This is a genomic window from Nitrococcus sp., from assembly GCF_059432795.1.
In genome coordinates this window covers 1-13,176 of record NZ_JBXWZQ010000222.1, presented here as the reverse complement: position 1 = coordinate 13,176, position 13,176 = coordinate 1, and the positions used below count along the sequence as shown (strand labels likewise).

General features: G+C 64.1%; 9 protein-coding genes. All 9 read left to right on the top strand.

All coding sequences use genetic code 11. The features are described 5' to 3' along the window. The first annotated feature begins 192 nt into the window (after nt 1-192). Entirely contained in the window at nt 193-1,182 is a 990-nt protein-coding gene (locus AC52Q4_RS15805) for a class I SAM-dependent methyltransferase (RefSeq protein ID WP_495537760.1), read from the top strand. A gap of 892 nt (nt 1,183-2,074) precedes the next feature. After that, complete coding sequence (locus AC52Q4_RS15800) at nt 2,075-3,268, top strand: glycosyltransferase (RefSeq protein WP_495537759.1); 1,194 nt, start codon at nt 2,075-2,077, stop codon at nt 3,266-3,268. Beyond that, nucleotides 3,265-4,521 (top strand): glycosyltransferase, encoded by a 1,257-nt coding sequence (locus AC52Q4_RS15795; protein ID WP_495537758.1) that lies wholly within the window; start codon nt 3,265-3,267, stop codon nt 4,519-4,521. The genes AC52Q4_RS15800 and AC52Q4_RS15795 overlap by 4 nt, the downstream gene beginning before the upstream one ends. Then, a complete protein-coding gene (locus AC52Q4_RS15790; RefSeq protein ID WP_495537757.1) occupies nt 4,518-5,978 on the top strand; it encodes a lipopolysaccharide biosynthesis protein in 1,461 nt (486 codons plus the stop codon). Before AC52Q4_RS15795 ends, AC52Q4_RS15790 begins: the two co-directional genes overlap by 4 nt. Then, nucleotides 5,975-7,015: a sulfotransferase family protein gene (locus AC52Q4_RS15785; protein ID WP_495537756.1), complete on the top strand. Its 1,041-nt coding sequence runs from the start codon at nt 5,975-5,977 to the stop codon at nt 7,013-7,015. The genes AC52Q4_RS15790 and AC52Q4_RS15785 overlap by 4 nt, the downstream gene beginning before the upstream one ends. Before the next feature lie 104 nt (nt 7,016-7,119). Continuing rightward, nucleotides 7,120-8,277, top strand: a complete 1,158-nt coding sequence (locus AC52Q4_RS15780) for an MraY family glycosyltransferase (protein WP_495537755.1) — start codon at nt 7,120-7,122, stop codon at nt 8,275-8,277. After that, nucleotides 8,274-10,505, top strand: a complete 2,232-nt coding sequence (locus AC52Q4_RS15775) for a GumC family protein (protein WP_495537754.1) — start codon at nt 8,274-8,276, stop codon at nt 10,503-10,505. Before AC52Q4_RS15780 ends, AC52Q4_RS15775 begins: the two co-directional genes overlap by 4 nt. Next, nucleotides 10,477-11,580 carry a glycosyltransferase family 2 protein gene (locus tag AC52Q4_RS15770; protein ID WP_495537753.1) on the top strand — a complete coding sequence of 368 codons (1,104 nt, stop codon included), beginning with the start codon at nt 10,477-10,479 and terminating at the stop codon, nt 11,578-11,580. Before AC52Q4_RS15775 ends, AC52Q4_RS15770 begins: the two co-directional genes overlap by 29 nt. Nucleotides 11,581-11,599: 19 nt before the next feature. Continuing rightward, nucleotides 11,600-13,176: DUF4838 domain-containing protein (locus AC52Q4_RS15765; RefSeq protein ID WP_495537752.1), on the top strand; the 1,577-nt coding region annotated here is incomplete at its 3' end.

Genomic DNA, 13,176 nt, shown 5'->3' with positions numbered 1-13,176 from the left:
CAGGGCGCGCTGCCTACGAGCCAAGCTGCCTCTACCTTGTCTATCCGAGTGCAAGCACCAGCACCGGCGTACTTCTTGTTGCTTTGAGACTACGTAACCGGACCGCCCGGGTTCATGCACCGTGGACCGGGAACGACGCCGCAACCGCCCCACGACATGCCGACAACGCATTGATTTCATTCGCACTTGTGCTTGCTGATACGTCCAGGTCGGCGCCGTTCGCGCGCCAGTGAGTCTCCCGCAAATCAGCGTAGGCAAAACTCTGGCACGCTGCTTGCCTTAGCAGCTGGTGCGCAACAGAGCGTCACTCTTGCCTTTATCGCATCGGATTATCTCGTTACGGCACAGGAGAACGCCGAGATGTTCAATAGCAACACGGATCGTGCATGGGAGCAATTTGGCCAAGACGATCCTTATTTCGGAGTATTAACCAAGGACAAATTTCGCAGAAACAATATAACGAATGATAGCAGGCAAGAGTTCTTCGAGTCGGGCTATCGCCATGTCAACCGCCTCGTCGAAACCATAAAAGTCCACATTGACCCGAATTTCACAGTGACAAGAGCACTCGACTTCGGGTGCGGAGTCAGCAGGGTCGTCATTCCCCTTGCCAGCGTCGCCGAGCACGTTGTCGGCGCAGACGTATCCGAGTCCATGCTGCGTGAAGCAAAGCGGAATTGCAGCGCGCGCTCATTGACGAATATCGACTTTATCAAATCTGACGATCGACTCTCAAATTTAGACGGCAAATTCAATTTGATACATTCCTTCATCGTTTTTCAGCACATCCCGGTGCAAAGGGGTGAGTTGCTTTTCAGCAAGCTTTTGGAATATCTCGACGATGGCGGGATTTGCGCTATTCATGTGACGTATTACAAGCGTTATCCAGCCAAAAAGCTATCTCCCTGGATAAAGGAATATGTTCCATTATCAAAATATCTAATAAATCTAACAAGGGGACGAAAATTATTGTCTCCGCAAATGCAAATGAACAGCTACTGTATGAACAGGCTGTTATCCATGTTGCAAAAAGCTCGGATTTCTGAGTTTCACGGGCAATTCACCGACCATGAAGGGGTGCTGGGAGCCGTTTTATTCTTCAGAAAACCGTGCGCAGAGCCGAACCGTCACGGGATTCCGGAAGAATCAGCGGTTAGCGCTCGCAATGAAAGAGGTAGCTGATGGTCTACAGCGCGCGTCCCGCACGCTCCGGCTCCCCGTGCTTCTGCAACTTCGAAGGGGCATCGCGATGCCGACGTTGAAAGCAGCCCGTGATCGCCGCTCTCGGTCGGACCGATCGGCTCGAGCGATTCTCTAGATTCACCCGCAACCACTCATGTGTAGGGCAAAAGCGACAGGTTGTCGGTCCCGAAACTATGCCCTAGGTTAGGCGCAGTTAACGTTTTAGTTTCGCATAGTGCCGACGAACGAACTGAGATCTGAATCGCATGTCGAACGATTCAGGCCCGAGTCTTCGCGATTCGGAACCGCTCCCTGCGAACGAAGGCCCACTGTGCCGTGCGGCCCTCGTGGCTCCAGGCGCTCGAAGCGAATGTGCTCCGAGTCACAATGACGCACTGCACGACGCCGCTTGTTCATATGGATATGAAGTTATGCTAATCTTAATTCTAGGGAAAAGGGGGGTGACATCGCGCTGTAACTTCAGGATGCGATTGTTCACCGAAATGAACGACATGGAACGGGCTGGGTGGTCGCCGCAGAGCCACCGTTTCTTCCAACTCGCCGGAGAGCTTGCCGGCGATCGTCTGCCATTACAGGGCATGCCCCCTAACGTGGGGCGGCAGCGCAGTTGCTTCCCACCGTTGGCGGAAAAACTTCCCCGCGCCGCATCGGCGCACCAATATTCGCACTCGACTCCTCCCGGTACGGCTTCCGTGGGCACTCTCGGTCTTCACGACCAAGCGCTGCGCCCGACCGACCGCGAACCATCGAATTACGGCAAGGGTCATCGTTTGCCGCGGCGGTATCGCCACCATTGTTCGGACACGCGGCGGTGAGCCGCTCACGCGCTTCGAGAGCGAAGCGCACTTGGATAGCTGCCTTCGAGGGTTCTATGGATGGACAAATAACGGCGCTGGAGCGAGCCAGGCTCCGGCGGGAGAGCGGCGAGCCGACCGCTGACGCCACTGCCGACATCAGCCCGGTCACCGAATCGACCCCGACGGACGAGCAAGCCCGCATCAAAGTATTGATGGTGCCCGACGCCACGCCGGGTAACCCGTACCAGCGCCAACTCGCCGCAGCGCTCGATCGCCGGGCGGTTCGTGTGGCGCTGGCCGATCCGGCGGGCAAGCTTCCCCTGCTGAGCGCCGTCGCCAAGCAGGCGCCGATCCGGGTACTGCACCTGCACTGGACACATCGCCTCGTGGTATCCGATAGCGCCCTGAAGAGCCTACTCAAGGGCGTTCGCTTGCTCACGGAGCTCGCCTGGCTGAGATTGCGCGGCGTACGTTTGGTGTGGACCGCGCATAATCTGCTCGAGCACGAGCAACGCTACCCGCGCATCGAGCTTTTCTTCGCACGCCTGGCCGAGCGGCTCTACCAGCACATCATCGTGCATTGCGATCAGGCACGAGACGCCCTCGTCGAGGCCTACCGCATTCCACCGTCCCGGCAAAACCGGCTGCACACGATCCCTCACGGGCATTTCATTGACAGCTACCCGAATACGATCGCTCGAGCCGAGGCCCGGGCGCGGCTGGGGCTCGATTCGGCGGGGCCGCTGCTCCTGCATTTCGGGCAGATCCGACCGTACAAAGGGGTATTTGAGCTACTCGATGCCTTCGAGAACCTCGAAGCGCCATCGGCAGCGCTGATGATCGCCGGTCGGCCGTGGGACGACGCCACCGCCGAGAACCTGCGCGCTCGCGCCCGGTGCAATCCCCGCATCCACCTTTTCCTCGATTTCGTACCCGATGAGGACGTGCAGCTTTATCTCAACGCCGCCGATGTCGTGGTGCTGCCCTATCGCGGGGTTCTCACCTCCGGCAGCGCCATGCTGGCGATGTCGTTCGGCCGAGCCGTGGTCATGCCGCGTTGCGGCTGTGCCGAGGAGATGCTGGCTGGCGAGCAGGGCGCCGTGCTCTACGAAGACGCCGGCATGAGCCTGAAGCAGGCGATTGAGCAGGCGCTGAGCCGGGATCTGGCGAGCATGGGCGAGCACAATCGCAAACGCGCCGAGCGTTTCGGCTGGGATGCCATCGCCTGGTTAACAGAACGCGCTTACCGGGGACAAAGAGCACCATGAGCGGCTTCGGCGTATCCGCACAGCCCGTAGTCGCGCCACGATTCGTGATTTATTGGCGCCAGGCGGACTGGGGCTTTTTTCACCGCCGCAACGAGGCGCTTGCGCGAACCCTCGCCGCCGATAAGTCGGTCGGCGAGGTCGTTCATCTCGAAACGGTGAGCCTGAAGGGACTCGTGGCAAGCTTGGTTCGCGGAATCGTTCTCCGCGATCCGCGCCTGCGCTCGGTTTACCGCCTGCATGTGCGCAAAGCGCTCGCCCGCCGCCCCATCCCGATCGGCACGCGGCTGCGCGTCAAATCGATGCTGATCATCGCCTTCTCCGCGGGAGGCTGGCTCGAGCGTCTCAACGCCTGGCTCCTGCGACGTCAGGCGCGGGCGCTGCGCGCCCCGCAGTGGACGGTCATGCTCGCCTATCCGCCGGCCGTGCATCTGCGCGAGATCCGGGCAGCGCTGCAACCCGATCTCACACTGGCGGACCTGGTCGACGACGTGCCGGCGCAGGAGCGCGACGCGCAACGACGCGCGGTAGTGGAAAAAGCGTTCGTGGACATTCTCCCGGAATGCGCCGCCGTGTTTGCGACCTCCGCCCATTTGGCCGATCGCTACGGCGCCCACGCACCCGCGGGTATCGAATTTCTCCCCAATGGCGTCAAAAGGGTCGCGGCCGACGCCGCCGAGCCAGCGCTGGAGGGGGGCCGGCGTCCTTGTGTCGGCTACGTCGGCGCGCTCAACGCCACTCTGGACCGCGGGCTCACGGAATATCTGCTGAGCCGCAATCCGGCGATCGATTTCGTTCTCATCGGGCCGGCCGAGCCGGCGGCGCGCCCCTTCATACAGGCTCTCGTGCAGCGCTTCCCCAACTGCCGCCACCTCGGGCGCAAACACCACGAGGAGCTGGAACGGCACTTGGCGGCCTGCGACGTGCTGGTGAACCTCAAGCGTGCCGATGCCGGCACGCGCGGCAACGACTCGATCAAACTGTATGAATATCTCGCCACCGGCAAGCCGGTGGTGAGCACGCCCATGGCGCCCGCGGATCGGCTCCGCGACGTGGTTTACGTCGCCGAGGACGCGGCGCAGTTCCAACGCCTGCTGCAGTGTGCGCTGGTGGAGAAGGCCCCGGAGAAGCGCCGGCAGCGCCGTAGTATCGCCGCCGCGAATACCTGGGAGGCTCGGGTCGAACGCGTGCTCGAGCGGGTCGCGCAACTGCGGGCCGGCGGACCCGACCAGCCGCTGGAGGCGAGGCGCGCATGAGTCTGCGTCGGACCGCGAGTCACGCCGCCGCCTGGGGGCTGATCCAGAAGTGGGGCTACCACGGGATCCGCCTCACGGTGTTCGTGGCGTTGGCGCGCCTGCTGGAGCCGGAGAGTTTCGGGTTGGTGGCGCTGGCGAGCGTGTTCGTGATCCTCGGCGAGATGCTGGTCGACCAGGGATTCGCTGATGCGCTCGTGCAACGGCCCAGGCTCGGTCCGGCCCATAAGGACTGCGCGTTCTGGGCGAGCCTCGTCACCGGTAGCGCACTGACCGCTTTGTACGTGCTCGGCGCCAGCGGCCTCGCCGCCGTCTTCGAGCAGCCCCAGCTCGAGCCGATCCTGTGCACGCTCTCGGTGACGCTTTTCATCGCCTCGCTGTCGCGCACGCAGGAGGCGCTACTGCGCCGGGAGATGGCGTTCAAACGGATTGCGACCATCAGCTTGATCTCCATGAGCGTCGGTGGGGCGGTCGGCCTCGCCATGGCGCTCACGGGCTTCGGCGTGTGGAGCCTGGTGTGGCAGCTGCTCGTCCAGCGCCTGGTGCAGTTGCCGTTGCTCTGGCGGGCGACCGGCTGGCACCCCCGGGCGCGTTTCTCGCCACGCCATTTCCGCTCGCTGTTCTCTTTCGGAATCAACGTGGTGGGCATCAATCTCGTCAACTTTGTCAATCGCCAGGCGGACGATCTGTTGATCGGCTATTTCCTCGGCACCACCGCGCTCGGCTATTACACGGTGGGCTATCGTTTGATCCGCATGCTGCTGGATCTCGTGCCCTACGCGCTGATTCCGGTTGCCTTCGCCACGTTCTCGCGGCTGCAAGCCCACGCCGCGCGTATGCGCGAGGGCCTCTACGAGGCCACCCGGCTCGTGGCGCTGGCGATGTTTCCGGTGTTCTGCGCCGTCGCCGTGCTCGCCCCAATCCTGATTCCCGCTCTGTTCGGTGAGCAGTGGCTGCCCAGCGTCGCCGTGATGCAGGTGCTGGCACCCATTGGCATGCAGCAGTCCGTCTCGTTGCTCTTCACGACGGCGCTCAAGGCTGCGGGACAACCCGGGAGGGTGTTGGCGCTGACTTCCATGAACGCGCTCGCCAACCTCATCGGGTTCGCAGTGGCGGTGCACTGGGGGATCGTCGCCGTGGCCGCGGCGTACACGATTCGCGGCTACCTGCTCTGGCCGGTGACATGGTGGGTGCTCCACCGGCTGCTTGACTTGAGCTTCTTGCGTTATGCGCAAGCCCTCGCACCGGCAATGGTGGGCACGGTGGTATTGGCCGGCGTGCTGTCGTTGACCCAACTCTGGATGCCCGCGGCGGCCGGTGCCCCTTCCATTCTTCTCGTGAGCGCGCTCATCGGTGCGGTCAGTTACGGCCTGGTCGGGTGCGCCGCCGCACCGGAGCAGTGCCGTGCGCTATGGCGGCTGCTCGCGCAACGGATGCCAGCTCATGGAGTACGGTCATGAAAGAAGACTCGCCGATCTTCATCGTCGGCATGCCCCGTTCCGGAACGACGCTGATGCAGGCCGCGCTGGCCTCGCATCCGCGCATCGCGATCGGCCCGGAGACCCACTTTCTGAATTACTGGGTGACTCGCCACGGCAGTGCCGAGTTGCGAAACGAGCTCGATTTCGAGCGTTTCTGGTCCGCCTTCGTCAACGGCCGTCAGTTCCGGAACATGGAGCTGGATGCGGGCGCGCTGCACGAACGCCTGCTTGCCAGCGGCCTCCCCACCTTCAAGACGGTGTTCTCGACGCTGCTGCGCGAGCACGCTCGACGCTTCGACAAACCGCGCTGGGGCGAGAAGACGCCGGCTCACCACCGGCACATGAACGAGCTGCTGGAGTGGTACCCGAACGCACGCATTATCTACATGCTGCGCGATCCGCGGGCAGTGGTGGCATCACTGCTGGATGCGCCCTGGAGCACGGCCGGCCCGGAATTCCACGCAGCGCGCTGGCGCGATAGCACCCGGGCGCTGCTGCGCTGGGAAAACGACCCGCGCATCTGCCGGGTGCACTACGAAGCGCTGGTAATCGAGCCGGAAGCGGTGCTGCGCAAAGTCTGCGCCTTTGTCGATGAGCCGTTCGATCCCGCCGTGCTGACGCGTTGCGAGGCCAGCGTCACCACCACCGTGAATTATGGAAAGTGGGGGCGACGCCATTTGAGCAATGCGCTCGGCCCCATCCGCACGGACTGCCTGACCAAATGGCAGTTGCGCCTCACGCCGGATCAGGTGGCCATCGTCGAATACCTGACCCGCAAAGGCATGGTGCGCTTCGGTTACGAATTGAGCTCCGAGGGGCCGGGAGCGCTGCTGTGGAGCGGGTTGATGGTAAAGCGCCTGACGGCGCGCCTGAAACGCTACGCCCAGCGGTTGCGCGGGCGCACGGAGGCGCCAATCGATCGCCCGCCGGGGAGCGAGCCCGCTGAGCAACCCATCGCGCTCGACGCCCGAAGCGATGCAAACACCGCGGACGCTCAACGGCAGCAGTCACTATGAAGGCCCGGCCCGCGGCCGCGTTGACCGGCCGCGGGCGGCAATCGTTCAGCTAGCCCTGCCGTGCCAGGGATATCCGGCGCACATGGCAAACTCGAGGGATCACGATGATAAACGAGGTCTTTGCGTACGTACTCATTTTTTTGTTCGTCGCGCTGCTCACCGATTTTCTCAGGCGGCAGGCACGCACCGTCGGGCTGATGGACCATCCCTCCCCCCGCAAGCGCCATCAGCGGGCCGTGCCTCCGGTGGGAGGCGAGGCGATCTTCATCGGCTGTCTGATCTCCGCGCTGGCGCTCGGCGTGCCCTTGGGCGACGTCGCCGCCCTGTTCGCGATCGGTGCCATCGTGGTAATCGCCGGCGCGCTGGACGATTGCTATAATTTCTCCCCGCAGGCGCGCTTCCTTGCCCAGGCCTCGGCCGCGCTTGCCATGGCGCTGCTCGGCGGGGCCACCGTCGAGCAGCTCGGTGCCATCACGGCCGATCACCAGATTTTCTACCTGCACGCCTTCGCGGTGCCGTTCACGGTGATCGGTGTCGTGGGCGTGATCAATGCCCTCAACATGGTTGACGGCATGGACGGGCTCTCCGGCAGTCTGACACTGGTCGCGCTTGCCGGGCTGGCGGTGATGGCCGAGGCGGGCAACGCTTCCATGATTCTCGCGCTGATCCTGGTCATGGCGAGCGGCATCACCGCCTTTTTGACGCTCAACCTGCGCTCGCCGTGGCGCTGGCGCGCCTCCGTGTTCCTCGGTGACGCGGGCAGCATGTTCCTCGGCTTTGCCCTGTCGTGGTTCATCATCCGGCTCTCCCAGGAGCCGATCTCGGCCATGTCGCCCGTCACCGGCCTCTGGCTTCTGGCCGTGCCGCTATTCGATGTTCTGCACGCCCTGGGGCGGCGAGTGCTGAGCGGGCATTCACCATTTCACGCCGATCGGCGGCATCTTCACCACTTCTTCCTGCGCGTGGGATTCTCGGTCAACCAGACGCTTGGGCTGATTCTCGCCTGCGCCATCACTGCCGCTGCGGTCGGTGTGGCAAGCGAGTTCGTCGGGATCGCCGAGCGCACCATGGTAATCGCCTTCTGGGCGGTGTTTGCTCTCTACTGCCTCACCATGACCGTCGCCTGGCGCTCCTACCCGCAAATCAGCCGTTGGATGGCCCGTCGCCGGCGTCATCGCGGAACGAGCACGCTGCTTCCGGTGATGGCACGGGTGCGTGCCAATCGTATTCGCGAGCTACCTCACAGAATGTCACAGCCATGAGCAGAGACCGATCGACTCACCTGTTGGAGGTCAAAACCCGGCCTCACCCGGTAACCCACTCGCCATCCGGCGCAGCGCGGGCTGAAACGGCCTTCCCGGCGCCCGAACCGGGCCTGGTCGAGTACCTGCGCGTGCTGGGGCGGCACCGCCTGCTGATCTTCGGCACCGTAGCCGCGGCCTTGTTGGCGGCGCTGAGCTACGGCCTGCTGCAGACGCCCATGTACCAGGGCCTGACGACCGTGCACATGCAGGCCGACCCGCCGATCTACGTCCCGGCTTTGCGCGATTTGCAGACGCCCGCTAACAGCGAGATGTTCTATGTCACCCAAATGGACATCATCCAGAGTCGCGCGGTCGCCGAGCGGGTCGCGGAACGGCTGACACCCACGGAGCGCGAGCGCCTGCGCACGCCGCCGGCGATGACCAGCTACGTTCTGGGCTTCGTGGAACGACTTTGGGATCAGGGACGCGCCTGGCTCGGCCTTGGCGAGGCGAGCCCCGATTCGGATCAGACCGCGGATCCTGAGCGCTCGCGCCACGCCCTGGCCAAGTGGATTCAGAGCAACCTCACCGTCATCCGACGCAAGGACAGCGAGCTCGTCGAGATCCAGTATTATGCGCCGACCCCGGAGCTGGCGGCCCGGGTCGCGAATCTCATCGGCGAATCCTACCGGGCCACTCAGATCGATCAGCGCCTGACGGTCAGCAAAGAGGTCCACGACTGGCTTTCCGGGCAGCTCAACAAGCTCGGCAAGAACCTCTCCGACTCCGAGCTCGCTCTGCAGCAGTACAAAGAGAGCCAGCAGCTGCTCGATACCAAGAACCTCGAGCAAGTGAAGAGCACGCAGCTCTCCGGGGTTACGCGGAATCTGCTCGAGGCGCGATCCGAGCGCATGCGCGCCGAGGTGCTCTACGAGCAGGTCCAGGATGCCGACAGCGTGGATGCGTTGAGCGCCGTGCTGGACAATCCGGTGATCCAGCCCCTCAAGATGCAGCAAAGCACTCTGCGCGCCAAACTCGAGAACCTGCGGACCCACTACGGGGAGAATGCCCCGAAGGTACAAGCCGTGCGTGCCGAGCTCGACTCCACGTCGACGCGCCTGCGCCGGGAGATTGATCGCGCGGTGGCGTCCATTCGCGAGAAGTACGAGGAAGCCAAGCAAAGCGAGCGGCGGCTCGAGCAAGCCGAGACCGAGCTCAACGAGGGCATGCGCAGCCACTCCGGCGAGGCCTTGCAGCTCGCCACGCTCGAACGGGAGGTGGAAACCAACCGGGAGCTCTACGAGGCTTTTCGCGATCGGATGAAGGAAATAAGCCTCACGGGCAGCATGGGCGCCGCCGGTATCCAGATACTCGACCGCTCGTTGCCCCCGAATGCCCCGTACTCGCCGAACTTCCCGCGCCTGCTCGGCATTGCCGGCGTGCTCAGCCTGTTTCTCGGCATCGGGCTCGCCTTTCTGCTGGAGAATCTGCGCCGAACCTTCCATACCTCCCAAGCCGTCGGGCAGCGGCTTCAGCTGCGCGATCTGGGCGTCGTGCCGAGGGTGCGTCTGCATCGGCCGGCCACCTTGTCGCGGCTGGCGGTACTGGAGCCGGAATCGCAATTCACCGAAGCGCTCGGCAGCATTCGCGCCCGGCTTCAGGTCAGCGACCCCAAGGGCATCGGACCTCAGGTCGTGATCGTCACCTCTGCGCTGCAGGGGGAAGGCAAGAGCACACTCAGCAGCAATCTCGCCTCGAGCTACAGTCAGCTCGGGCCGACCTTGCTGGTGGACGCCGACCTGCGCCACCCCAGCCTATCGAGCGGCTCGCAGCGTGCCGGGCTCACCGAGTTCGTGCTCGGCAAGGCGCCGTTGCGCTCATGTATTTCGCGCGACAACCTCTCTCCTAACCTGTTCATCGCCGGCAAGGGCTCCACACCGGTCAATCCGCTGGAGTTCTTCGCGACGACCGACTTGGCTGGCGCGTTTGCCGAGCTGCGCCGGCATTTCAGCAAGATCATCGTCGACACCGCCCCCGTGCTCAGCGTCAGCGACGTCGAGATGCTCGGCATGTATGCCGACGGGGCCATTCTGGCGGTCAAGGCCGGAAAGACGCCCACCGAGGCGGTGCTCGAGACGTATCGGCGGCTGCACGAGGCGCACGTGCAGGTGCTCGGGATCATTCTGACCCAGGCGGACATGAAGGAGATGGCACGCTATGGCGGCTATGCCTACGGACCGTACTGAGGTCAAGCGTCTCCCGAAGGTCTATATCGTGGTGCTGAACTGGAACGGCTGGGGGGATACGCTCGCCTGCCTGGAGAGCATCATGCGCAGCGACTACCCGGTCTTTCACGTCGTCGTCTGCGACAATGCGTCCACCGACGGTTCAGCCGAGCACATCAAGGCCTGGGCGGCCGGCCACCTCGAGCCCGTGCGCTTGCCGGCCCAAGCCGGTGGCGAGCGCGCGGCAATCGCCAAGCCGATCGCATGTCTTGAACTATCGCACGCCGAGTCCCGGTTGCCGGCGGGTCGACCGCCGGATCCGCCGCTGAGCCTGGTACACACCGGCGGCAATCTCGGCTACGCCGGCGGCAACAACGTCGGCCTGCGCTATGCGCTCGCCCGTGGCGATGCCGACTACTGCTGGGTGCTCAACAACGACGTGGTCATCGCCGCGGATGCCCTGTCCCGCCTGGTAGAGCGCATGGAGGAGCAAGGCGATGCCGGACTCTGCGGCTCGGTGCTGCTCGATTATCACAGCCCGCACCGCGTCCAGGCCTTGGGCGGCGCCACCTACAATCCCTGGTTTGGCACCCACCGCGCCATCGGCGCCAACGCAGCGCGGCCGGAGAGCGTCGAGCGCGAGGCGGTGGAGCGGCGGATGTCTTATGTCATCGGCGCTGCCATGTTCGTCTCCCGCCGCTGGCTCGAAGAGGTCGGCCTGCTCTGCGAGGACTATTTTCTCTATTTCGAGGAGATCGACTGGGCGGTTCGCGGCCGGCAACGTCTGCGCCTTGCCTTCGCCCCGCGCAGCCTCGTCTACCACAAGGGCGGCGCCACTGCCGGGCGGCCGAGCGAGAGCCCTGCGATGGACTACCTCGCGCTTCGCAATCGCATTCGGTTCACCCGCAAGCGCCTCCCCTGGGCACTGCCGACGGTATGGCTCGGCCTGCTGTGGGTCCTGGCCAACCGCCTGCGGCGGGGTCAATTCGATCGGATTGTACCGATTTTGACGATTATGTTGGGCCGGGCACCGAGCACCCGGCCGCTCACTTCCTCGAAACAACCGGTTGAACGATGGCATGAACGGCAAGTCTAGCTCGAATAGGATTTTCCGCGTGGTCGCGCCACCGCGCCTCAGCACGGGCCTGGGTGCTTTGGCAGGCGTCTTTTTGCTGATCCTGGCGTCGGCGCTACCGGCGTCGGCGGCCGATATCGTACTGGCAAGAGAAGGGAATACCGGCTATCACATCGCTGCGACCGCCGAGAGCAGCGAGCTCGCGAAGCACGCCGCCGATGAGCTCGCGACCTATCTCCAGCGCGTCACCGGCGGGCATTTCGCCATCACCACGGCCGATGCGGCCGGCCCGGCGATCCGGCTCGAGACGCAGGCCTCCGGCGATTTGGGTGAGGAGGGCTTCCGGATCCGCACCGAGGACCGGGACATCCGCATTACCGGCGGCACCCCGCGTGGCCTGCTCTATGGCGTCTACGCCTTTCTGGAGGACTACGCCGGCGTTCGCTGGTACGGACCGGACTATACCCAGGTTCCGCGGCAACCGACCCTGACCGTGCCCGCCACCGAACGCACCGAAACCCCCGCGTTCGCGTATCGCGAAGTGTTCGTGCGCGAAGCGGATGCGCCGGAATACAGCGCCCACAACCGACTGAACGGACGTTTCGGCCATCGCCTGACGCGCGCCCGAGGTGATCATCCGGAGGCCTTCGTCGCGCTGCGCATGGCGTCCATTTTCACGCTCGTTCCCCGCAAGAAGTACGCGAAGTCGCACCCCGAATACTTTGGCGGCGGCCAGTTGCGCTTCGCCGAGCCCCAGGTCCGGCAGATCGCCCTCGAGACGCTGCGCAAGCAGCTCAAGCGCTGGTCGCGCAAAGGGGGGGCGCCGCGTTACGTGCTCATTGAACACGCCGATCGGGACACATTTTATCGCGGCGGCGCCGACGGCAGGCTCATCGAGCGCCACGACAGCGCCGGGGCGGCATACCTGGATTTCGTGAAATACCTCGCGGAGCACATCGCCGCCGACTATACGGACGTCACGCTGCTGGCTCAGGCCTATCAGTGGAGCCGCAAACCGCCCAGCGGCATGAGGCTGCCGGAGAACATGGGAATCATGTTCTCGGATATCGAACGCGACTTCGCGCAGCCGCTGCAGGCGCACGGCAACCGCACGGTCGCCGCCGACCTGCGGGGATGGGGCGAGCTCACCGATGAAATTCTGCTGTGGACCTACATCACCAATTTCGGCGGCTACCTGCAGCCTTATCCGGATCTCGACGCATTGACTCAGGATGTGCCTTGGCTTGCGCGTCAGCCGTCGGTGGTCGGCCTGTTCGCCCAGGGGGCGTATAACACGACCGGCGGCGAGTTCTCCGTGCTGCGCGCCTGGGTGTTGGCGCACCTGCTGTGGGACCCGAAGCAGGACTCCAAGCGGCTCGTCCAGACTTTTCTGGAGGGCTACTACGGCGCGGCGGCACCGCAGATCGCCGAATATATCCGCTTACTGCACGAAAGCATCGCCCGCAGCGGCAGCCGGTTGAGCGATAAGGTCTCACCGACGGCGGATTACCTTACGGCCGATTTGCTGCAGCAGGCCGACCGGCTTTTTGCGCGGGCCGAGGACGCCGTGGCCGACGACCCGAGCCGTCTCGCGCACGTGCGCAAGGCGCGCAACGC

Bases quoted from the DNA above. Each gene is read 5' to 3' on its own strand.
- AC52Q4_RS15790 (WP_495537757.1), top strand. From the start codon at position 4,518: ATGAGTCTGCGTCGGACCGCGAGTCACGCCGCCGCCTGGGGGCTGATC.
- AC52Q4_RS15785 (WP_495537756.1), top strand. From the start codon at position 5,975: ATGAAAGAAGACTCGCCGATCTTCATCGTCGGCATGCCCCGTTCCGGA.
- AC52Q4_RS15795 (WP_495537758.1), top strand. From the start codon at position 3,265: ATGAGCGGCTTCGGCGTATCCGCACAGCCCGTAGTCGCGCCACGATTC.
- AC52Q4_RS15780 (WP_495537755.1), top strand. From the start codon at position 7,120: ATGATAAACGAGGTCTTTGCGTACGTACTCATTTTTTTGTTCGTCGCG.
- AC52Q4_RS15775 (WP_495537754.1), top strand. From the start codon at position 8,274: ATGAGCAGAGACCGATCGACTCACCTGTTGGAGGTCAAAACCCGGCCT.
- AC52Q4_RS15770 (WP_495537753.1), top strand. From the start codon at position 10,477: ATGGCGGCTATGCCTACGGACCGTACTGAGGTCAAGCGTCTCCCGAAG.
- AC52Q4_RS15800 (WP_495537759.1), top strand. From the start codon at position 2,075: ATGGATGGACAAATAACGGCGCTGGAGCGAGCCAGGCTCCGGCGGGAG.